Below are 21,604 nucleotides of genomic sequence, written 5' to 3' on the forward strand. Positions count from 1 at the left end.
CTAAATTTAACCAACTAAATTTTTATCAATCTCTACAATTCTCAAAAAAGCTTTTCTGGCACTTTTTTTGGCTTGCTCACTTAGACCTTCTTCAAAATTTAAGACATTTTCGAGCAAGACACTAATGCCTAAAAACAGCGTTTTAGGGCAAATTTTTCGCAAATAGCTTAAAAGCACTGGCGTTGGGAGATTGTGAGTTGAGTAGATGTAGTCTCTATCGTCACTTAGGTCAAAAAACTCTATCTTATCCTCATCAAAGCCGCTCATCGCATCAACCACTATCAAGATATCAGGTGCAAATTCTCTAATAGCTGAGAATTCATTCTCAGGCACATCTTGCCCAAAAAAGACCTTCCACTCTTTTAGCTCAGCTTCTACGATGCGGCCTACTTCATTACCCACATCATCATCGCCACGCATAGGATTACCGATGCAAAGGATGGCTTTTTTCATCAAAAATCCTTCCTAAGCACGATATATCCCTCTTTTAAATTTGCCAAAATTTCTTTAAGCTTACACTCACAAAGCTGTGGCAAGAGTTTAGCGATATGCTCAGCAAAAATTTCAACTTCAAAATATTTGCTTAAATTTCCGATCTTAAATTTCACGTATTCGCCTGAGTTCTTGATCATCTCGTCAAATTCCTCATCGCTTAGCTCTAAAATTTTCTCACTAAAATCTATCGTGCCAACGCCATGTCCCACGCAAGTGGAGAAAATTTTTATCTCCTTTAGCTCGCTTGGAAGCTTGTCGTTGTCGTCCATATGCCTTTTTGTAAGCTTATAAACTTGTATCATCTTTTACTCCAAACCTCGCTATCAACGTCTATCGCAAAGCTTTTATCAGCTTTTGCATATTTTAGATAGACATCATTATGCAAAAGCCCCATGCACTCAGCATATCTAGGATCTTCCTCTTTTTTGATAGCTGTAAGCACAGCCTCTCTTGAAATGCTTGGGTCATGGACATCTTTTGAACATTTGATAGCATTCATATATTTTTCAAAAAGGATTCTACCAAAGATATAGCTCATTAGCCTTCTGCTTTCAGCTTGCAAGTCACGCTCGAACAAAATATCGCCTATGACTGACTTCTCAACTGAAGGTGGCAATGTGTTATCTTCCTCATAGCTTTTTTTATGAAGTTTTTGATCGATGATACCAAGAGCCATGCCAAGGCCGTAAATAATGCTTGCTGGGTGTGGAGGACAGCCTGGGATATAGACATCGACTGGGATTATCTTATCGATGCCGCCCCAAACGCTATAAGCGTCGTGGAAAATTCCGCCACTGCTTCCGCACGCACCAAGAGCAACTACGATCTTAGGATCTGGGGTCGCCTCATAAGCACGAAGAAGCGGATAATACATCTGTCTTGTTACAGGACCGGTGCAAAGCAAAATATCAGCGTGTCTTGGGTTTGCTACAAGTTTAAAACCAAAACGCTCAGGATCCCACATCGGCGTAATAGCTGCAAAAATTTCTATCTCACAGCCGTTACAGCTTCCGCAGTCGATCCTATAAACGCTAAAGCTTCTTTTGATATTTTTTAGATGCTCTAGCTTTGCAGTTAGATCATTTGCTGTTTTTATGTCCTCTGGGACTTGATATAGACTCATTTTATAGCCTCCTCAATGCCTTTTGTTAGCCTTTCAGCAGATTGATTTTTCTTGCACTCTGGGCAGATATAAAGGTAGTCTTTTGCCTCTTCAAGTCTGCCTGAGAGTAAATTTGCTGTGCCAAGCTTTTCAAGGGTGAAATTTATAAGCCTTTTTGGCGTAAATGGCTTGCCACAGCATTTGCAAGTTTGCATCTCGAGCTCGCCCCTTTGTATAAGAGCGCTCTTGTCAAATTTAACCGCAAGCTCAAAGCTATCGCTAAGTCTTACAGCTCCGGTTGGGCAAACCTCATCGCAGCGACCGCAAAATATACAGCGACCACAGTCAAATTCCCAAACAAGCTTTGTTTGCTCATCGTTCATCTTAAGCTCGATGGCATTACTAGGACAAGCAATACCGCAAGCGGCACAACCTACACAAAGATCATATGTGTAGTTTGGCTGACCGCGGAAATTTTCAGGTACAATGTATGGCTCAAATGGATAGGCGTATGTCGCCTTTCCATATTTTTCTGTTATGTCAAATAACTTCATCATCTTAAATCCTTCTTACTAACCCCGCCATCTTGACAGAATTTTTTAAGGTCTTTTTCTGTTAAAATTTTGCTCTTTTTAGTTCTTACATCGACTAATGTAACACGCTCAGTGCATGAGTAGCAAGGGTCAAGCGAGCAAACGATAAGTGCTGCGTCACTTATGTTGTTGCCTCTGAATTGATATCTTAGGCTTGGCCAGTTGTTATAAGTAGCCGCTCTACATCTCCAGCGATACACTTTTTGAGCGCTGCCCTGCATGATCCAGTGAACATTCTCGCCACGTGGTGCTTCATCATGACCAAGTGCAAAATTTTCAGGCTTGATCATAGTCACAGGATCAATCATGATCGGAGTTTGTGGCATTAGCTCAAAGCATTGGCGGATGATGTGGATAGAGCTTTTTAGCTCTTTATATCTAACCATCTCACGAGCAAAAACGTCGCAACCATGCTCAACTGCTACTTCAAATTCTATCTGTTTAAAAAAGTCGTATGGGTGATCGTAGCGGTTATCACGTTTAAAGCCAGAGCCTCTCATATTTGGACCAACTGGGCTAAAGTCACGTGCTATTTGGCGATCTAGGATTCCTACACCTTTCCAGCGACCGATTTGGCGTTTATCCTCCATAACTGCGTCCCAAATTTCTGAAATTTGAACGTCAAGTTTGTTAATGATCTCTAAGCCTTTTTTGATCTCTTGGTTTGTCATATCACGTCTTAAGCCGCCCATAACGACGTTACCGTATGTTTTACGTCCGCCAGTTACTAGTTGAGCTAGCTCCATAGAGTACTCACGAACCCTAAAGATGTGCATAAACGCATTATAGTTACCAGTGACCTCACAAGCTAGACCGATATTTAAAAGGTGGCTGTGAAGACGCTCGATCTCAAGACAGATGACGCGTATAGCTTGAGCTCTTAGTGGAATTTCAAGCTTGATAGCTTTTTCTGCTGCTTCGATACAAGCAATGGCGTGAGCATAACCACAAATTCCACAAACACGCTCTGCAAGATAGCCCATTTGATCATAGTTCATTCTGTTTTCAGCTAGCTTTTCCATACCGCGGTGCTGATAAAATAGACGGTAGTCAGCGTCTATGATCTCGTCACCGTCGCAGAAAAGTCTAAAGTGACCTGGCTCATCTGAAGTAATATGTAGTGGTCCAAGTGGCACATCAACTACTGCATCACCTGTTGGAAACAAAAACTCAGAATCAGGCTCATCTCTATGATCTACTGGATCAGGGCGATAGCGATAATCCATCGCATCTTTTCTAAGTGGGTGAAGTCCGTCTGGCCAGTCATCACTTAAAACTAAACGTCTTTTATCAGGCAAACCTTCGGCTACAAGGCCAAACATATCATAAGCTTCTCTTTCATACCAAACACAAGCTGGTACTAGCGGAGTAACAGATGGAAATGTCGGATCACTTCCCGGAATAAGCGTTTTAACAGTGATGAAGCACTTATCCTCAGCCGCAAAGTCGTCAGCCTCAGTCATCTTGCTACCTTCCATTGAGATAGCGTAGTAAAGTGCATAGCTGCCATTTATCTGGCGCTCGTCGTTTGGTATCATAGTGCTTATAAAGCCGCCAATATCATAATAAAGCGTTTTAACAGCTAGTGGAAGATCATTTCTATCAACCAAAACTGTGATCTGATCGTCTGCTTGACGAGTTACTTCTAAAATTTTTACCTTGGTTTTTAGGATTTCTATAAATTTATCGCCTCTCATTTTAAAGCTCCCATCATTATATTAACACCGTTATCTACTAGCGTATAAAAGCTATCTACGTGCCATACGCCAAAGATTATGATAAGGGCACAAAGTGCTATAAGAGGTAAATTCTCTAACAAACTCATCTCTTTATTATGAACAACCACACCTTTTGGCTCGCCAAAGCTTGCCATGTTAAAGTGCGCAAAGTCAGCTATGAAAATAACTGCAAGTGCAATAGCAAATAGCGCAACTGCGATGTATTGACCACTTGTGATAGCTCCAACAAAAACGTTATATTCACTAACAAATATAGCAAATGCTGGAACACCAACTAGTGAGCAAACAGCCGCGCCAAACATTATAGTGGTGATCGGTGCGATCTTAACCATACCGCCCATCTTACTCATATCTTTGTGGCCGTAAATTCTTGCGATATTGCCTGTTGAGCAAAATGCCAAAGCTTTTGTGAAGCTGTGAGCCAAGCAGTGAAATATCGCTGCAAATAAGCCGTATTTACCGCCAACACCAAGTGCAAATGCGATAACACCCATGTGAACGATTGAGTGGTACGCAAACATTCTTTTTACATTGTGTTGTCTGATTAGGAAAAATCCTGCTACAAAAAGAGTGATAGTTCCTGAAACGATCATTATGCCCTCAACAAAGCTAAATCCAACAGCTTGAGCTGTGATAGCGTAGTATCTTAAGAGTGCTAGCATCGCACATTTTAAAAGTACGCCTGAAAGCAAGGCAGAGATAGGTGCTGGACCTTCAGCGTGAACGTCTGGTAACCAAGTGTGAGTTGGAGCAAGACCAGCTTTTGTACCAAAACCAATTAGAGCAAATACAAAGATAAGTTTTGCCGCATCTGGGTTTAAATTTTTAGCGTTTGCCATTATTCCAGAAAATAGCATAGAAGCTTCGCCATCTCCTAGAGTACTAAATGTGGCTGAATATAAAAGAACAGTCGCATAAAGTGCAAATGCTAGGCCGATTGAGCAAAGAACGATGTATTTATAGCCACTCTCTGTTGATTTTTGATCTTTGTGGATAGCGACAAGAAATACTGAAGCTAGTGTTGTAGCCTCAATAGCAGCCCACATAAACGCAACGTTGTTACAAATAACGCTTAAAGTCATTGTAAAGATAAATACATGGCTTAGTGCATAATATTTTTTAAGATCGCTTAGATGAATGTGTCCATCTTCAAGCTCCCATCTCATGTAGTGGATAGAGTAGAAATTTACTATAAATCCAGTTACAGCGATAAGCACCAAGAAAACACAGCCTAAGCTATCTAAAAACAAAAATTTATCAAAACTATAAAAAGTTCCGCTACTTAAGACTTTAAGAACATTGTTAAGTAAAGCCACCGATGTCGCAGCAGAAAACAAAACGTGAAGTCCGCTTAATACCGCATAATTTTTAGGACTCAAAAACAAGACCAAAGCACCAAGGAGCGGTAAGATAAGTATTAAAGCTAAACTATCCATCTCTAACCCCTTAAATTTGAAGCTTTAGAAGTATCTAAACTATCATAAGCTTTATAAAATCTAATCGCTAGAACGCTCATTATGATAACGGCAAATATCGCATCTGTTAAAATTCCAAGCTCGACTAACTCATGTGAGTTATAAGCCATTAGAGCAAGGCTTAAGTGGATACCGTTTTCAAATAAGCAGTAAGCTAGAATTTGTTTTATAAATGAGTTTCTTAGCATAAAGCCAAAAATTCCCATCATAAAGACTGTTCCAGCTGCGATTAGCATGATCTCTTCTTTGATAAGAGAGAATTTTAAAAATATAGGGTGGATACTCATTGAAAGAGCTAGAGAAAATCCCATAGCAATAACAGGGCTTACAAAAAATCCACCAACTGGCTCATCTTCGCTAACTACACCTAGCTTTTTAACAAGCCAAAATAAGATAGCTGGTACAAAAATAACTTTGGTAAAGAACGCAACGATCGCCCAAGTTGTGAGCTGTTCGGCATTAAATTTCTCAGATAGCAAGAAAAATATGCTAACTAAAAGCAATGTCTCAATCGCATAAGCGATGATAGATAGCTTTAAATTTCTAAGACCAAAAACCGCAAGCGAAGTTACGATCATGCAAATGGCTAAAATATCAAGTGTTTGCATCTCACACTCCTACTACATAAAGTGTTAGTGCAACAAACGAGATAGCAAGTGCACCAAGCGCATTTTTGCGTAAAGATGAAGTCATTTTAAAGCGTGGACCAAAGTTGTCTATAAAGACAGCCGCTACGTAAAATACTCCGGTTTTTATCACAAAAATGATGATAGCTAAGAAAGGATTGCTAAAATTCCATGGCTCAAATATAGTCAGAAAAAGTCCGATCATAGCAAACTGTTTTAATATAAGTGATGCTTGAACTAAACCAAGGTCGCTACCTGCGTACTCGCCAAGCAAGCCTTCTTGAAGCTCTTGTTCTGCTTCAGCTACGTCAAATGGTTTTCTACCAGTTTCAACATACATGCACCATAAAAATGCGATAGAAGCTACGGCAAAACTTGGGATTTGATATCCGATAACACCAGTTTTTACCATCTCTTGGATCTCAATTAAATTTGATGTTTTAGCTGCGAGCATTACGACGATTAGACACATAATCATAACTGGCTCAACATATACGCCCAGCATTTGCTCCCTGCCGCCGCCTGTTGCTGCAAATGGGTTGCCGCTATCCATTGAAGCTGCGCCAAACACAAATCTAAGCAATGCACCAAGATAAAGGATCACAAATATATCTGAATATGCTCCAAATACAGTATCTTTGCTATATGTTATAGGTATAGCAGCTAGAACTGCAGCTGAAGTTGCAAAAAGGAAAAATGGAGCCCATCTAAATACCCAGTGAGAGCACTCAGGGACGGTTCTTCCTCTTCTAAAGAGTTTTATAATATCTCGATATGTTTGAAAGAAATCGCTACCTTGTTTTGATTGAAGTCTAGCTCTTAGTTTTCTTGCCATACCATCAAACAAAGGAGCTACCAAAACGATAACGACTACTTGAAATATCATTAAAAGTATAGTTTGCATTTTCGTCTCCTAAACTAAAAAGTAGCCCACAGCAAGTATGGCACAAAGATAAATTAGGATATAAAGCGTATAGACGTTTGTATATCCGCTTTGAACGATGCCAAGTTTATCAGCAAATTTCATACACCATTTGATGACTGGCTCATAAAACATTCCCCACCAGATATCTTTTGGGTGGTTGTGATATTCAACCGCGTCAAAATAATTTCTAGTAACGATCTTTTTATCAGCTCTAAATAGCCATTGCATGATCTTTCTAAGGTCGCCTGTAAATGGGCCACCTGTCATTTGCATACGTGAGCTATATTTAAAGCCACATGCCCAAGGATCAGTCTCGCGTGGTTTATCTCTGTTTGCTTTCATAACAGCAAGGATGATAAATGGCAAAATCATAGTCGAACATAAAACTAAAGCGATAAGCGGAGTTGAGATCATACTGCCTATTGGTGAAGTTACATTTATAGCACCAAGGCTAGCTTTATAGTCGCTTATAGCGATAGAATTTACAGCTTGCATGATGTAATCAACTATGTAGTTTGCGCCAAGACCAAAGCCAACGCAGCCTATCATTAGGATGATCATACCAAGAACCATGCCTATTGGACTCTCTTTAGCATTTTCCCAAATTTTTTGATCTCTTGGAGTACCTGCAAAGATAACAGCGTAAAGTTTGAGGTGCATGCCGACCAAAACGCCTGTTAGCGCAAGAGCTACGACGCCAAGCGTAAATGCATATCTAACTAATGTTCCCTCGCCCATCGCGCCTTGAAGCATACCTTGATATGTAAACCACTCTGAAACAAAGCCATTTACTGGAGGTAAAGCTGCAATACCCATGATACCTATAAACATACCAAGGCTTGTCCATGGCATCTTTTTAGCAAGACCGCCAAGGATGTCCATATTTTGTGTGTGAGTAGCGTGGATAACTGAACCTGCGCAAAGGAAAAGTAGACCTTTAAATATAGCGTGGTTAACTACGTGGTAGCAACCTGCTAGAAAACCTACTGCTGCAAGTGTTAAATTTCCAGCTGCAACGCCATAAATACCAGTACCAAGACCTAGTAAGATGATGCCTATGTTCTCAACTGAGTGATAAGCAAGCAAAGCCTTGAAGTCGTGTTGGCAAAGAGCGTATAAAACACCAAATAGTGAGCTAGCTGCACCAAGAGCGAGTATCGTAAGGCCAAAATATGTGCTAAGTGGTAAGTAAAGTGTAAATTTAACTAGTGTAAATAGAGCAACTTTGATCATAACGCCTGACATAAGGGCTGAAACGTTTGATGGTGCTGCTGGGTGAGCTTGTGGAAGCCAAACGTGAAATGGCCACATACCAGCTTTGCTACCAAATCCAACCAAAAATAGTGCAAATACAGCAGCAGAAGCACCAAATGGCATCTTAACGCCCATAAATGCGCTAAAGTCTGTGCTTCCTGCATAGTAAGCTGTGATAAGCAAGCCACAGGTGATACAAAATGCACCGATTTGTGCGATACCAAGATATACCATAACCGCTTTAAGTGTATTTTTACCATCATTGACGATGATAAGAAATGATGAAATAAGAGTCATAAGCTCCCATAAAACAACAAAGCAAAATACATTATCAGCGCTAATTACTAGAAGCATTGAAAGGATAAATGTATTAAACAAACATGCAAATACGCCAACGTTTGCTTTTTTGATGTACTCATCTGCATAGCTCATACCATAAACACTACTTGCAAATCCGATGAAAACAACGACAAAGCTAAAGAAATTTCCAAGTGGATTTAGCGCAAATTTTGGCGAATACAAAAAGCCATCCATAAGAGCAAAGCTATCGCTTACTCCCATATTTGCAACAAAGTGACACATCGCGTAAAAACAGCTTAAAGCGCCTAGTCCAAAACCAACCTTTACAGCGGCCTTTGGAGCACAATAAAGCAAGATGCTAACGACGGCACTTACAAGAAATAGCATATAAACCGTAGTCATCTTATGCTCCTTGTCCGTTTAAAATTTTAGTAGCAAATTTATTCGCTGCTTCATAGTCTATCCTCTTGCCAAGTTTATGTTTGCCCTCTTCAGGATCGATCATAATAAGAGCACTTGTCGGACAGACATCAACACAGGCTGGTCCATTTTCACGACCAAAGCACATATCGCATTTAACAGCGATATTTTTTGCGCCTGATTGTGACTCTATCTCAAGGTTGTACTTTGGCTCGACAGCGTAATTTACTGAAGGCATAAGCTCTGCACTTGAGCTTATCGCACCGTAAGGACAAGCGATCGTGCACATCTTACAGCCTATACAAATTTCCTCGTGAAGCTCGATGCAATTATCATTAAATCGCAATGCTCCAGTTGGACACACATTCGCACAAGGACCATCGTCGCATTGTCTACACTGAGTTGGCATAACGCCAGTAGCTTCTCTTAGCACACTTAGCCTTGCACGTGACAGCTTGCCGCGTTCATAAGCGCTCTTAAAACATGCAGCCATGCAGGTTGCACATCCTATACAGCGTTTATAATCGGCAATCACAAATTTATGTTTTTTCATAAATTCCTCCCATTAAACAAGGCTAAACTGCCCTGCTCACTTTTAAAGTGATGGTTAGTCACCAAAATAGAGATAGTTAAATTTTTATTTAACATCTCAAACGCTCCTTCCTAATTTTTGTAATAATTCTATAACTTACAATGAATAAATTCCGTCATCTATCTGACAAATTTTGTATTTTTAAAATTAAATTTTTATTTTATATATCTTTAAGATTATCTACTTAATATCGACTTTTAGGTATATTTATTTGCTAAAGGATAATATTTATTAATAAAATTTTCCTATAAAGAGTAAAAATATCTTAATTAAGTTTAAATTTACAAGTTAATTATTTAAGCTCGGGTTAATTAAATAAAGCTGAAATTTAAAAATCTAAAATATAATCCGACCTTTAAATTTAAAAGGCTTTTTATGGGAATTTTTATAGTCATAGTTTTGTTTATTGTTGCAGTTTTTGTATTTATGAGATTTGCCCCAGTTTTTGGTGGCGTGCCAGACGCCAAGAGCCAAAAGCTGATAGAGGCTTCGCCAAATTTTAACGGCAAAGTTTTTATAAATTTAGAGCCAACGATTGATATGGTAAAAAATAATCCGCAAGCATCTATGCTAAATTACATTCCGCAAGCACTCTTTCCTCCAAAAGATAAGCTACCAACTAAGCCTTTGCCAAATTTAAAATTTGATGCAAAAGCCCTCAAAAATGGCGAGTTTATCTGGCTTGGACACGTTAGCCTCATATGCAAGCTTGATGATAAAACTATCATCACTGACCCAGTTTTGCACCGAGCATTTCCACTGCCAATTGGCGGTAAGCCCTTTGCCTACGAGCATGCTATCACCACTAGTGACTACCCAGATGTGATTGATATCGCTCTCATCTCGCACGATCACTACGATCATCTTGATTACAAAACAATACTCGAGCTAAAGGATAGAATTTGCAAATTTCTAGTGCCACTTGGTGTAAAAGCTCATCTTGTAAAATGGGGCATTGATGAAGACAAAATTTATGAGTTTGACTGGTTTGGTGAGCAAAAAATAGGAAATTTAAACTTCACGTTTTGTCCTTCAAGGCACTTTAGTGGGCGCACATTTAAAAGAAACACGACGCTTTGGGGTGGCTGGGCGGTTGAAGAGGCTGGCTTTAGCTTTTATTTTAGCGGAGATGGCGGATACGGCAAGCATTTTAAGATGATAAATGAGAAATTTGGTGCCTTTGATCTAGTTTTTATCGAAAATGGTGCTTACGGCGATGGCTGGCCTTACGTGCATATGAAGCCAGAGGAGTCAGCGCAAGCGCTAAAAGATCTTGGTGCAAAGCTTGGTGTACCGGTGCACTGGGGCAAATTTGATCTATCTTATCACGCTTGGGATGAGCCAATCAAGCGTTTTGAAAAGGCAGCGATAAAACTTGAGCTAAACTACGCAACGCCGATGATCAGAGAAGTTTTCACCGCACAAAATCCGCCTAGAAAAAAGTGGTGGGAGGAAATTTAGGAATAAAATTTGCTCTAAATTTTAAAATCCAAAAGGAAGCGTAGATGAAAATTTCTGAAAATTTAGCAAATCTAAAAAATGTCATCGATAAAGCTGCAAAAAACGATCTTGATATGAGCGTAACTGGAAGCTTTTTACAAAATTTAGAAAAAGCAAATAAAGAGACTGAAAAAATTTATAAACAGCTAGAAAAAGAGCTAAAAAGCGATGCGCAAATGTTTAAACAATTTGACTTCATGCAGATGATAACAAAGCTTCAATACGGCAACCTAAAGCCAAATGAACGTGAAAAACTACTCAATAAAATGAGCGAGATCGCCAAAGAAATTTAATTTTAAACAGGATTGATGGCAGGGCTAAATTTTGCAGTTTCTGTGAATTTTAGTGGGTTTTAGTGATTGATTTGCTTAAAATAAATTTATTTAAATAGCGACCGTTAAAACTCAGATATATTTCTATTTTATGCCGAAATGCTTATATATTCATAGCTCACATGGTAGTATAGGCATACTACCGCTTTTAGGCTTTTAGGTAAATTTTTAAATTTCATAAATGAGTAATTTCGGCTCCGATTTTAGTGGCAAGCCTTGCGAGACCTAAAATCAATAGTCAATTCTTACGAGAGAATGAAAGTTTAAAATTCGTAAAGCATATAGACCATATAACTCCTATTCTTTTATTAAGGGAGAAGGGAGCTTAAATTACGGTCTGCTTGCAGTTGCGAGCTAGCAAAGCAAAAGAACTCCCTTCACCCTTAACAATCCCTCTTCCCTGACACGTTCAAAAGGGCATGCTCTAGTGCTAAAGCACTGCATGCAGTTTTGTTAATTTCAATCAAACTTTAATGAGTAATTTCGGTTCTAAAATTTGAGTTAAGCGGTAAGTGAAGCTAGATTTTAGTAGTCAGCTCTTACGAGTGAATGAAATTTTAAAATTTATAAGAGTATTTGATCAAATTTACAAAAACGAATTTAAAGAATACCTATTTATATATGTAAATTTACCAGAGAGGATTTAAGAGCCAAAGAGGCTCTTAAATTTTAGTGTAGTTCGCTCCAAACTTTGCGTTTCCAAAGCCAAGCAAAAATTCCTAAGATAAAGAAGTAGATCATGACATAAAGCCCTGTGCTCTCGCGCTCAGCCTTCTTCTTGTCACCTACTTTTTGGATATAAGCTACCACATCGTCTTCAGCGGCTTTATTTAAACCAACTCTTGGCATTGCAGTACCTGGTAGCATCTTTTGAGTATCGTTTATAAATTTATGTAAATACTCATCGCCTTTTGAACGGATCATCATCGATAGATCAGGTGGGTTTGAGCCCATATAAGCAACAAGGCTTACTTTGTTGCTAAATGCATATTTTTTGTCATATTTTATATCATGACATCTTTGACATGCATCAGCGAAAACCTTTTCTTCGGTGATCTTATTATTTGCCTTTTCATAATCAGCAGATACCTTTTTCAAATAAGCTACTATATCGGCAGTCTCAGCATTTATATCGCCACCAGCACCCATAAATGCGGTCATCGGAAATGGATGCTCGTCATTAAATTTATGAGTTAGCTTTAAAGCCATAGTTGGGTTTTTAATAAGCGCAGCCAAGAATTTATCATCATAAATTTTACCAGCGGTACTAAGATCTGGTGGCACTACACCAAAGCTTTGACTAGCTGTCTCAGCATCCATACCAGCTGGCATACCTGCTGCTTCTATACCGTGGCATCCTGTACATCCTGCTGCTACAAAAGTATCAGCACCCTTTGTAGCGTCACCTTTTGTAAGATCGATAGAGTTAATGTCATTCCAAAATGCTGTATAGTCATCAAGAATTTTTTGTGCTACTTCTACATCTTTTGTAGCCGCGTCTATACTTGCCTTATTTCCACTAGCCTTAGCAGTCTCAAGTGCTGTCTTTTTTTGCTCTAAAAAGTGCTTTGCATAGTCAGTATCTTCTTTTGAGAAGTTATACTCAGCATTTGCAGTATGAGGGTGAAGCTTTGTGTGAGCATAAGGCTCGATACCCCAATATAAAACACCTGAAAGAATAACAACAATGGCAAAAATTTTAAACTCTTTCATGATTAGTCCCTTTTTCTTTCAAGTATTGTTATAACTGGCAACGCAATTATAAATAAGAACAAGAATAGTAATGATGAATAAAATCCTATCCAGTCATTATAACCACCTGTTGGGAGTTTGCCATATATCGATAAAACGATAAGATCGACAACTAAGACCCAAAACCATATAAAAAATAGTGGTCTTTTGTGAGCTGGAGCTACAAGGTCGCTTCTATCAAGAAGAGGTATAAGCATAAATGCAACACCCGCAAACGCAAATGCAATAAGACCGATATTATAAGCAGAAATTCCAGCTATATCAAAGAAGAAACCACGTAAAATTTCATATTGCCACAAGAAATACCACTCTGGATAGATATGTGGTGGGGTTTTTAGTGGATTTGCTGGCTCAAAGTTGATAGGGTCCATTGCAAAGTTGAAGTGATAGCAAACAAGATAGATGACAAATATCATAAAGAATGATACATACATAAAGTCTTTTGCCAAAAATCCTGGCCAAAATGGTATAACTTTAGATTTCGCTCTATCGCCGTGTAGATACTCTTGTGCCTCTACTTCAAAGTCTATATCTTCGCTTGTTAGGTTATTAACGTGTGGAACTCTTAAAGAGTAGAAGTGAATAACCAAAACAGCTATCGTTACAAGTGGCAATAAACAAACATGAAGCATAAAAAATCTAGTAAGTGTTGAGTCGCCAACTGCGTAATCACCTCTAATCCACTCAACTAAAGCATCGCCGATAACTGGTACACCGCCAAAAAGCTGAGTGATAACAGTTGCCGCCCAGTAGCTCATCTGTCCCCATGGGAGCATATAACCACTAAATGCCTCTGCTGAAAAACAGATAAATAGCACCATACCACTTATCCAAATGACCTCTCTGCCTCTTTTATATGAACCATAGTAAAGTCCAGTAAGCAAGTGAATATACATGATAAGAAATATCGTAGAAGCTGAAACTGCGTGAATGTGACGCCAAAGCCAGCCATACTCGACCTCTTGCATGATAGTATAATTTACACTATCAAATGCTAAATTTACATCTGGCTTGTAATACATTAAAAGTAAAAAACCAGTAACAATTAAGAGCATAAAAAGCGTTGTTAAAATAACGCCCATTGCCCAAAGGAAATTTATATTTTTTGGAATCCAGTATTCGCTAACTAGAACCTTCATAAGTTTTGTAAAAGCTAGGCGTTGATCAAGCCAGTCAATAACGCCAGTTGATTTATGAGCTAAAGACATTGCTATCCTCCTAAGCTTTTGCTACTAATTTTTCGTATTCTGGGCTTGTTTCGCCTAGAACTAGCTTGGTTCCATCGATCTTAAATGGTGGTATATCAAGTGGTCTTGGAGGAGGTCCGTATGTTTGCATTCCGTCGGCATTAAATTCGCCGCCATGACAGGCACATACAAACATTTGTTTACTTGCTTTATACTCAGGTATACAGCCAAGATGCGTGCAAAGTCCGATAAGAACTACGTATCTAGCATCCCCTACGACAACATCTCTTTTGTCATTTTTAGCCATATCAGGACTTTTTTTGAGGATGAAAATAGGCTTTTTACGCCATTCAACCTGCCTCATTTCTCCATCTTTGATCGGACTTAGATCAACTGTTGTAAAACCAGCAGCTTTTACGCTTGGAAGCGGATCCCAAGTCTTTTTAACAGCCACTAGTGACATAGCGCCGCCGACAGCTGCCACAGCACCAAACGCAAGGCCGATAAAGCTACGTCTTTCTTGCTTTACTGACATTAAATTCCTTTCTATAAATAAATTCTTAACGATTATACTCTCAAAAAATTAAAAAAGTATAATTTCTAAATATAATCTGCAAAAATAATGTTAATTTTAGCTTAAACGTAAATCTTGATTTTAAGATAAAAATTTTAAGCTTTATGGCTTTTTGAAATAAATCTAAAATCAAAATCAGCCAAGCCTTTTCTCATTCATCTTTATATAAATATGTAAGATATCAATCGCAGCTGGCGTGATACCTGAAATTTCACTCGCAGCAAAGAGCGTCGGCGGAGCAAATTTCTCAAGCTTTTCGACCACTTCATTACTAAGGCCACTAACACTTCTAAAGTCAAAATTTTCAGGAATTTTTACATCCATCATATCTTTCATTTTTTCTATCTGATTTTTTTGCTCATTTATGTAGTGCTGATATTTACACTCGGTTAAAATTTGATCCACACTCGCATCATCTAAATTTGCAAATTTCTGATCAAGCTTTCTTAGTTTCTCAGCTGTAAAGCTCTTGCGTGCGACAATCTTTTGAAGGCTCACATTTTGGCTTATTGGCTCTTCATCAAGGCTGGCTAAAAGCTCTAAATTTTGCTTGCTCGGCGTAATTTGCGTATTGTTAAGGTAAGCAAGGCCATCTTTTAAATTTTGCCTGATAGCTTCAATTTCATTAAAAGTCTCATCATCAAGAAGCCCAAGCTCATGGCCATATCCGCCAAGCCTTAAAATGGCATTTTCCTCACGCAAAAGCAAGCGGTACTCTGCCCTACTCGTAAACATTCTATATGGCTCTTTTGTCCCTTTTGTGACAAGATCGTCGATCAAAACGCCGATATACGCCTCATCACGGCGCAAGATAAGCGGCTCTTTATTATCCAGTGAAAGAGCTGCATTTATGCCTGCCATTAGCCCTTGAGCACCGGCCTCCTCGTATCCAGTCGTGCCGTTTATCTGCCCAGCCAGATAAAGCCCTTTTACTTTTTTGGTCTCCAAACTATGTTTTAGCTGTGTTGGCTCGATGTAGTCATATTCGATAGCGTATCCATGCCTTACGATTTTTGCATTTTCAAAGCCCTTTACAGAGCGTAGCATTTGCACTTGCACTTCATAAGGCAGGCTCGTTGAAAAGCCGTTTATGTAGTACTCTGTCGCTTCAAGTGTCTGAGGCTCGATGAAAAGGTGGTGTCTATCGCGGTCGCCAAAGCGGTTTATCTTATCCTCTATACTTGGGCAATATCTTGGTCCTATACCCTCAATCTGGCCTGTAAAAAGTGGCGCTTTGTCGAAATTTGAGCGAATTATCTCATGCGTAGTTTCGTTTGTATAGGCGATATAGCATGGCAGCTGCGTTGGGGAGAAATTTTTAGTTCTAAAGCTAAATGCAACTGGCTTTGCGTCGCCATCTTGCTTTTCTAAAATTTTAAAATTTATCGTTTTTGCATCGATCCTTGGGCATGTTCCAGTCTTTAGCCTACCTAAATTTAGCCCAAGCTCTCTTAAACTGCCACTAAGATCCTTTGCGCTTAGCTCGCCCACACGGCCAGCTTCAAGTTTGTTAAATCCAACATGAATTAATCCATTTAAAAAAGTGCCAGTTGTGATTATCACCTTTTTTGCATTATAGATGTTATTTAGGTGGGTTTTAACGCCCGTTACTTCGCCATTTTCGCTTAAAATTTCAGTGGCGATCTCTTGAGAAATTTCTAAATTTGGCGTGTTTAAAAGCAAATTTCTCATATAAACTCTATATCTATCCATATCGATCTGAGCGCGACTACCACGTACTGCTGGGCCCTTGCTCTCATTTAGCACGCGAAACTGGATGCCAACAGCATCGGTTGTAAGTCCCATTTGGCCACCAAGCGCGTCTATCTCTTTTACAAGATGTCCCTTTGCAAGACCACCGATAGCTGGATTACAGCTTGCAGCGCCTATTTGCTCGGCCAAGATCGTGATAAGTAAAGTTTGCTTGCCCATTCTAGCAGCTGCAAGACTAGCCTCAATACCTGCATGTCCGCCGCCAACGACGATTATTTCATAGTTCATGATAAAATTTTCCTATTTTTTGATTGCGTGATTTTATCCAAAAGCATATAAAATTTAAATTTTTTAAAAATTCTTATTGCCAAATTTAATGTAGAGTTTTTTATTAATAATATTTTAAATATTTTGCTGTTAGATTTACAAAATTTTTAAAATCACAAAGGTCTTTCTATGATGAGTTTATTAAAAGTTGCTGGCTTTTTGCCCTACCTTGCGATCGCATTTTTAAATGCAAGCGTCGATCTAGCACACAAAATCACCATACAAAATGTTCTTTTAAAAACATACGATGGCGATATACTTTTTATCCTAACAGCCGTCATAAACGCAATGATCTTGCTGCCATTTATATTTTTATTTTCGCCCTCAAGCTTTATAAATGATAAATTCTCAAAGACAAAAGTCATAAGAATTTGTGCTATTTTTGGCCTTGTCATTAGTGTCGCGGTACTTTTTAGCTATCTTGCAGGTGCTTTTGGCGTAGCTTTTGCACTCACACTCATACTAGCCGCTCAAAGTGCGATCTACTCGCCAGCAAAATACGGCATCATCAAAGCCCTGGTCGGCCCTGAGCGCCTTGGCACAGCAAACGGCATCATCCAAGCGCTCACCATTGTTGCGATACTTTTTAGCTCATTTTTGTTTTCATTTATATTTGAAAATTTATACATCCAAGGCGAAAATTCAGAAGAAATTTTAAAAAGCGTCTATCCTATTGGCGTCTTTTTGGTTGTTTTTAGCGCACTTGAAGCGTATTTTGCTTATAAGTTACCTTGCATTGATGAAAAAGACGAAACAAGCGAAAATTTTGATATTAAAAAATATATTAGCCTTAGCTATTTAAGAGAAAATTTAAAAGAAGTAAGGTCAGATAAAAATATCTGGCTAAGCATCGCTGGACTTAGTATATTTTGGGGAATTTCTCAGATCATCATCGCAGCTTTCCCAGCTCATTACAAAGCCGTTTTTAACGACGACAGCTCGCTAGCGGTGCAAGCAATTCTAGCAGCAAGCGCCATAGGTATAGCATTTGGCTCATACGTGGCTGGCTCTATGTCAAAGCTACATATCGAGCTTGGTATCGTGCCGATGGGTGCTATTGGTATATTTTTCTCGCTTTTATTTTTCGCATTTGGCTCAAGCATCGGCGTAGTGAGCCTTAGCTCATTTGCATTTGGCTTTTTTGGTGGAATTTTTATAGTGCCACTAAATGCGATGATCCAGTACTTTGCCCCGCAAAAGACCACCGGCAAGATAATGGCGGCAAACAACTTCTTACAAAACGTCTCAATGTTGCTATTTTTAGCCATTGGCATAGGTTTAGTGTATTTTGAAATTTCAACCACTGGGCTCTTTGTCTTTACAGCGCTTGTTTGCTTAATTGGCAGTTTTTACGCCATTTTGCAGCTTCCACACCTTTTTACAAGGCTACTTTTACTGCCATTTTTAAAGACAAAGTACCGCTTTTTTGTAGAAGGCCTTCAAAATTTACCACAAAGTGGCGGCGCACTACTTCTTGGCAATCACATCAGTTGGATCGACTGGCTCGTGCTTCAAGCTGCAAGCCCAAGGGGCATAAGATTTGTCATGTATAGAACGATCTATAACAAATGGTATCTCAAGCAAATTTTTAAATTTTTTAAAGTGATCCCAATAGGCGCAGGGGCAAGCAAAGAGTCCATAGAGCTAGTTAGGGAGTGCCTAAAAAATGGCGAAGTGGTCGCACTTTTTCCGGAAGGCCACATCAGCTACAACGGTCAGATAAATGAGTTTCAAAAGGGCTTTGAGCTTATCATCAGAGATCTAGAAGAAATTTGCATCGTGCCATTTTACCTTCGTGGCCTTTGGGGCTCGAGCTTTTCAAGAGCTAGTAAATTTTACAAAGACCTCACTTCTAAAAACGGCAGACGCGACATCATCGTCGCCTTTGGCAAGCCGATAACCACATTTATAAACGCTGCAAAGATGAAGCAAAAGGTGCTTGAGCTTAGCTTTTCATCGTGGGAGAGCTTTATCTCAAGGCAAAAACCACTAGCCGAGGAGTGGCTAAACAACGCAAAAGAGGATAAATTTAAAGAGTGCGTGAGCGACAGCACTGGGCTAAATTTAAGCAACTTGAAATTTATAACAGCCGTTTTAGTCTTTATCAAAATTTTCAAACGAGAGCTAAAAGATGAGAAAAATATAGGCATCTTGCTACCTAGTTCAAGTATCGCAGCAATAGTAAATATGGCGCTTCTTGCGATGGGTAAAGTAAGTGTAAATTTAAACTATACGCTTAATGTTACCTCGCTAAATCACGCCCTAAAAAAAGCAAATATAAATACGGTGATCACATCTAGCAAATTTCTTGAAAAACTTGTACTTAAGGGCTTTGATCTAAAAGATGCGATGAGTAACAAGGCCAAATTTGCAGAAGATCTCTCAGCTAGCGTCTCAAAAAGAGAGAAATTTTTAGCGCTTTTAACTGCATTTTTTGCCCCAGTTTGGCTTATTAAGCTTTGCTATTTTAAGCGTGTAAGCTTAGAGGATACGGCTACCATTTTATTTAGTAGTGGCAGTGAAGGCGAGCCAAAAGGCATCGAGCTAAGCCACAAAAATTTACTTGCAAACATTAAGCAAATAAGCGAACTTTTAAATTTCAAAAAAGATGACGTGATCTTAAACTCACTCCCTGTTTTTCACTCATTTGGACTAACGGTCACCACGCTCATGCCACTTTGCGAGGGCATAAAAATGGTAAGTGTGCCTGATCCAACAGATGGAGCGACTATCGGCAAAATGGCTGCAAGACACAGCGCTAGCATCATCTTTGGCACCTCAACATTCTTTAGGCTCTACACAAGAAATAAAAAGCTTCATCCACTGATGTTTCAAAGTGCCAGAATGGTCGTAGCTGGGGCTGAAAAGCTAAAACCTGAGATAAAAGATGAGTTTAGGCTCAAATTTGGCATAGAAATTTATGAAGGTTATGGCGCGACCGAAACGGCGCCGGTGGCGGCTGTAAATATGCCAAATATCCTAGAAAAAGAGAGCCTAAAAGAGCTTACATTTAATAGACCTGGCAGCGTTGGCATGCCTCTGCCTGGCACGATCATCAAGATAATCGACCCAGAAACGCTTGAAGAGCTAGAAACTGGCACCGACGGACTCATCGTCATTGGCGGATCGCAGGTGATGAAGGGCTATCTAAACGACGAAGCCAAGACAAGCGAGGTAATCACGCAAATTGACGGCGTAAGATACTATAAAACCGGCGATAAAGGCCACATAGACGAAAACGGCTTTGTATTTATCGTCGATAGATACTCAAGATTTGCCAAGATAGGCGGCGAGATGATAAGCCTTGGAAGCGTCGAAGAAGAGCTTGCAAAGGTGCTTGGAAGCGACGTTGTCTTTAGCAGTGCAAATGTACCAGATAGCAAAAAGGGCGAAGCGATCGCGCTTTTAGTAAAAAGTGGCACAGAGCCTGAGAATATCGAGCAAATTTTAAAAGAAAGTAGCCTAGCTCCGATAATGATGCCAAGCTATATCTTTATCGTTGATGATATCCCAACACTTGCAAGCGGCAAGGTTGATTTTAAGGGCGTAAAAGCTCTAGCGGTCTCACTTTTAGCGGAGTGAGGCACCGCCCTCTTTCTTTGTAACAAAATACTACCCAGGTTGCAGTTGCGACTGATATTTGCATAAATCTTAAAAATTTTTTGCAAAGAGTTTTATATAAAAATTTCTATTGCTTTTTAAATTTGGTGCAATTCGTGCGATTGTTTGCTAAATTCTGCCTTTACAAAATTTTACTGGCAGATCATAAAAGATGATGCTATACAAATAGTGAACAAATGGGCTATAACGTAGAAAAAGGTAACAAAGTGCTGCTAATTAAGATAAATTTTGCCCTAAATGAGCTTAGCAAGGAAGGAGCTTTAAGCGAAATTTCGCTTAAATACTTCGGCAAAGATATTTCTAAATAAGGAGAATTAATGAATTTTAAGCCCATTTTTGGCTTGATCGCAGGTGCTTTTTTAGCTTTAAATTTAAATGCTTCAACTATTAAAAAAGGCGAACTTACCGTCGCAACTGAAGGCACTTACTCACCTTACTCATTTTACGATGAAAAGGGCGAGCTAGTAGGATATGACGTAGATATTGCAAGAGCCGTAGCGCAAAAGCTAAATTTAAAAGTTGAGTTTCTAACAGCTCCTTGGGATGCGATGCTTGCGGCTTTTGATGCTGGTAAGGCCGATGTTGTATTTAATCAAGTAAGTATAAACGAAGATAGAAAGAAAAAGTATGGTATGAGCGTACCTTACACTATGCCATATCCGGTAATTGTCGTGCATAAAGATAATAACGACATCAAAAGTTTTGCTGATCTAAAAGGCAAAAAGAGCGTGCACTCTGCGACTAGCAACTGGGCAGCGATAGCCGAGAAAAACGGTGCAACAGTGGTTGTGGCTGATGGCTTTAGCAAAGGCGTGGAGCTTATCATTTCAAAAAGAGCTGATGATACGATAAACGATAACGTTACATTTTTTGACTACATCAAACAACGCCCAAATGCGCCGCTAAAAATCGCATACACAAGCAACGAGCCGATGCCAACAGCTGCAATCGTTAAAAAAGGCAACACTGAGCTATTAGAGGCGATAAACAAAGCACTTGACGAGCTAAAAGCCGAGGGCAAGATAAGTGAAATTTCGATGAAATATTTTGGAAAAGATATTTCAAAATAAAGGATTA

Annotated in this window: 20 protein-coding genes; 6 read left to right on the forward strand and 14 right to left on the reverse strand. The window is 39.2% G+C overall.

Annotated features, from left to right (window positions below):
- Positions 1-6 precede the first annotated feature (6 nt).
- From CVS93_RS04980 to CVS93_RS05025, 10 genes are read right to left on the reverse strand one after another with little or no spacing between them, the layout of a single operon-like run.
- On the reverse strand, positions 7-453 hold the full coding sequence (locus tag CVS93_RS04980; RefSeq protein WP_021091859.1) for a hydrogenase 3 maturation endopeptidase HyCI: 447 nt from the start codon (positions 451-453) through the stop codon (positions 7-9).
- Positions 453-797, reverse strand: a complete 345-nt coding sequence (locus CVS93_RS04985) for a formate hydrogenlyase maturation HycH family protein (protein WP_107686804.1) — start codon at positions 795-797, stop codon at positions 453-455. Before CVS93_RS04985 ends, CVS93_RS04980 begins: the two co-directional genes overlap by 1 nt.
- Positions 794-1,618 (reverse strand): NADH-quinone oxidoreductase subunit B family protein, encoded by an 825-nt coding sequence (locus CVS93_RS04990; protein WP_021091627.1) that lies wholly within the window; start codon positions 1,616-1,618, stop codon positions 794-796. Before CVS93_RS04990 ends, CVS93_RS04985 begins: the two co-directional genes overlap by 4 nt.
- Positions 1,615-2,154, reverse strand: a complete 540-nt coding sequence (locus CVS93_RS04995; RefSeq protein WP_107686805.1) for a formate hydrogenlyase complex iron-sulfur subunit — start codon at positions 2,152-2,154, stop codon at positions 1,615-1,617. Before CVS93_RS04995 ends, CVS93_RS04990 begins: the two co-directional genes overlap by 4 nt.
- The gene (locus tag CVS93_RS05000) at positions 2,151-3,887 is read right to left on the reverse strand and encodes an NADH-quinone oxidoreductase subunit C (RefSeq protein WP_107686806.1); all 1,737 of its coding nucleotides are present in this window, start codon (positions 3,885-3,887) and stop codon (positions 2,151-2,153) included. Before CVS93_RS05000 ends, CVS93_RS04995 begins: the two co-directional genes overlap by 4 nt.
- Entirely contained in the window at positions 3,884-5,365 is a 1,482-nt protein-coding gene (locus tag CVS93_RS05005; RefSeq protein ID WP_107686807.1) for a hydrogenase 4 subunit F, read from the reverse strand. The genes CVS93_RS05000 and CVS93_RS05005 overlap by 4 nt, the downstream gene beginning before the upstream one ends.
- Before the next feature lie 2 nt (positions 5,366-5,367).
- Positions 5,368-6,012, reverse strand: coding sequence for a hydrogenase 4 membrane subunit (gene hyfE / locus CVS93_RS05010; protein ID WP_107686808.1), 645 nt, complete (start codon positions 6,010-6,012; stop codon positions 5,368-5,370).
- Position 6,013: 1 nt separating this feature from the next.
- A complete protein-coding gene (locus tag CVS93_RS05015) occupies positions 6,014-6,934 on the reverse strand; it encodes a respiratory chain complex I subunit 1 family protein (RefSeq protein ID WP_072594545.1) in 921 nt (306 codons plus the stop codon).
- 9 nt (positions 6,935-6,943) lie between these two features.
- Entirely contained in the window at positions 6,944-8,911 is a 1,968-nt protein-coding gene (locus CVS93_RS05020) for a proton-conducting transporter membrane subunit (protein ID WP_107686809.1), read from the reverse strand.
- A gap of 1 nt (position 8,912) precedes the next feature.
- Positions 8,913-9,482, reverse strand: a complete 570-nt coding sequence (locus CVS93_RS05025; protein WP_107686810.1) for a 4Fe-4S dicluster domain-containing protein — start codon at positions 9,480-9,482, stop codon at positions 8,913-8,915.
- 414 nt (positions 9,483-9,896) lie between these two features.
- Between CVS93_RS05025 and CVS93_RS05030 the strand changes: the two genes are divergently transcribed.
- From CVS93_RS05030 to CVS93_RS10000, 3 genes are all read left to right on the forward strand, one after another.
- Positions 9,897-10,982, forward strand: a complete 1,086-nt coding sequence (locus CVS93_RS05030) for an MBL fold metallo-hydrolase (RefSeq protein WP_107686811.1) — start codon at positions 9,897-9,899, stop codon at positions 10,980-10,982.
- Between the two features lie 44 nt (positions 10,983-11,026).
- Positions 11,027-11,314, forward strand: coding sequence for a hypothetical protein (locus tag CVS93_RS05035; protein WP_107686812.1), 288 nt, complete (start codon positions 11,027-11,029; stop codon positions 11,312-11,314).
- A 551-nt stretch (positions 11,315-11,865) separates the two neighbouring features.
- The gene (locus tag CVS93_RS10000; protein ID WP_258033377.1) at positions 11,866-12,000 is read left to right on the forward strand and encodes a hypothetical protein; all 135 of its coding nucleotides are present in this window, start codon (positions 11,866-11,868) and stop codon (positions 11,998-12,000) included.
- Between the two features lie 22 nt (positions 12,001-12,022).
- On the opposite strand, the gene CVS93_RS05040 is transcribed toward CVS93_RS10000, so the two are convergent.
- The 4 genes from CVS93_RS05040 to mnmG all read right to left on the reverse strand — a co-directional run bounded on the left by CVS93_RS05040 (position 12,023) and on the right by mnmG (position 16,867).
- Entirely contained in the window at positions 12,023-13,066 is a 1,044-nt protein-coding gene (locus CVS93_RS05040) for a c-type cytochrome (RefSeq protein ID WP_107686813.1), read from the reverse strand.
- A 2-nt stretch (positions 13,067-13,068) separates the two neighbouring features.
- Positions 13,069-14,313 carry a cytochrome b gene (locus CVS93_RS05045; RefSeq protein WP_054197164.1) on the reverse strand — a complete coding sequence of 415 codons (1,245 nt, stop codon included), beginning with the start codon at positions 14,311-14,313 and terminating at the stop codon, positions 13,069-13,071.
- A gap of 10 nt (positions 14,314-14,323) precedes the next feature.
- A complete protein-coding gene (gene petA, locus CVS93_RS05050; protein ID WP_021091707.1) occupies positions 14,324-14,827 on the reverse strand; it encodes a ubiquinol-cytochrome c reductase iron-sulfur subunit in 504 nt (167 codons plus the stop codon).
- 174 nt (positions 14,828-15,001) lie between these two features.
- A complete protein-coding gene (gene mnmG, locus CVS93_RS05055; protein ID WP_107686814.1) occupies positions 15,002-16,867 on the reverse strand; it encodes a tRNA uridine-5-carboxymethylaminomethyl(34) synthesis enzyme MnmG in 1,866 nt (621 codons plus the stop codon).
- A gap of 168 nt (positions 16,868-17,035) precedes the next feature.
- Between mnmG and CVS93_RS05060 the strand changes: the two genes are divergently transcribed.
- The 3 genes from CVS93_RS05060 to CVS93_RS05070 all read left to right on the forward strand — a co-directional run bounded on the left by CVS93_RS05060 (position 17,036) and on the right by CVS93_RS05070 (position 21,597).
- On the forward strand, positions 17,036-20,488 hold the full coding sequence (locus CVS93_RS05060) for an acyl-[ACP]--phospholipid O-acyltransferase (protein ID WP_107686815.1): 3,453 nt from the start codon (positions 17,036-17,038) through the stop codon (positions 20,486-20,488).
- A gap of 215 nt (positions 20,489-20,703) precedes the next feature.
- Positions 20,704-20,835 carry a hypothetical protein gene (locus tag CVS93_RS10005; protein WP_265094356.1) on the forward strand — a complete coding sequence of 44 codons (132 nt, stop codon included), beginning with the start codon at positions 20,704-20,706 and terminating at the stop codon, positions 20,833-20,835.
- A gap of 9 nt (positions 20,836-20,844) precedes the next feature.
- Positions 20,845-21,597, forward strand: coding sequence for an amino acid ABC transporter substrate-binding protein (locus tag CVS93_RS05070; protein WP_103576606.1), 753 nt, complete (start codon positions 20,845-20,847; stop codon positions 21,595-21,597).
- Positions 21,598-21,604: the final 7 nt, after the last annotated feature.

This window comes from Campylobacter concisus (assembly GCF_003048535.1).
Taxonomy (GTDB): Bacteria; Campylobacterota; Campylobacteria; order Campylobacterales; family Campylobacteraceae; genus Campylobacter_A; species Campylobacter_A concisus_S.

Coding starts and splice junctions, on each gene's coding strand:
- CVS93_RS04980 (WP_021091859.1), bottom strand. CDS start 453: ATGAAAAAAGCCATCCTTTGCATCGGTAATCCTATGCGTGGCGATGAT.
- CVS93_RS04985 (WP_107686804.1), bottom strand. CDS start 797: ATGATACAAGTTTATAAGCTTACAAAAAGGCATATGGACGACAACGAC.
- CVS93_RS04990 (WP_021091627.1), bottom strand. CDS start 1,618: ATGAGTCTATATCAAGTCCCAGAGGACATAAAAACAGCAAATGATCTA.
- CVS93_RS04995 (WP_107686805.1), bottom strand. CDS start 2,154: ATGATGAAGTTATTTGACATAACAGAAAAATATGGAAAGGCGACATAC.
- CVS93_RS05000 (WP_107686806.1), bottom strand. CDS start 3,887: ATGAGAGGCGATAAATTTATAGAAATCCTAAAAACCAAGGTAAAAATT.
- CVS93_RS05005 (WP_107686807.1), bottom strand. CDS start 5,365: ATGGATAGTTTAGCTTTAATACTTATCTTACCGCTCCTTGGTGCTTTG.
- hyfE (WP_107686808.1), bottom strand. CDS start 6,012: ATGCAAACACTTGATATTTTAGCCATTTGCATGATCGTAACTTCGCTT.
- CVS93_RS05015 (WP_072594545.1), bottom strand. CDS start 6,934: ATGCAAACTATACTTTTAATGATATTTCAAGTAGTCGTTATCGTTTTG.
- CVS93_RS05020 (WP_107686809.1), bottom strand. CDS start 8,911: ATGACTACGGTTTATATGCTATTTCTTGTAAGTGCCGTCGTTAGCATC.
- CVS93_RS05025 (WP_107686810.1), bottom strand. CDS start 9,482: ATGAAAAAACATAAATTTGTGATTGCCGATTATAAACGCTGTATAGGA.
- CVS93_RS05030 (WP_107686811.1), top strand. CDS start 9,897: ATGGGAATTTTTATAGTCATAGTTTTGTTTATTGTTGCAGTTTTTGTA.
- CVS93_RS05035 (WP_107686812.1), top strand. CDS start 11,027: ATGAAAATTTCTGAAAATTTAGCAAATCTAAAAAATGTCATCGATAAA.
- CVS93_RS05040 (WP_107686813.1), bottom strand. CDS start 13,066: ATGAAAGAGTTTAAAATTTTTGCCATTGTTGTTATTCTTTCAGGTGTT.
- CVS93_RS05045 (WP_054197164.1), bottom strand. CDS start 14,313: ATGTCTTTAGCTCATAAATCAACTGGCGTTATTGACTGGCTTGATCAA.
- petA (WP_021091707.1), bottom strand. CDS start 14,827: ATGTCAGTAAAGCAAGAAAGACGTAGCTTTATCGGCCTTGCGTTTGGT.
- mnmG (WP_107686814.1), bottom strand. CDS start 16,867: ATGAACTATGAAATAATCGTCGTTGGCGGCGGACATGCAGGTATTGAG.
- CVS93_RS05060 (WP_107686815.1), top strand. CDS start 17,036: ATGATGAGTTTATTAAAAGTTGCTGGCTTTTTGCCCTACCTTGCGATC.
- CVS93_RS10005 (WP_265094356.1), top strand. CDS start 20,704: ATGGGCTATAACGTAGAAAAAGGTAACAAAGTGCTGCTAATTAAGATA.
- CVS93_RS05070 (WP_103576606.1), top strand. CDS start 20,845: ATGAATTTTAAGCCCATTTTTGGCTTGATCGCAGGTGCTTTTTTAGCT.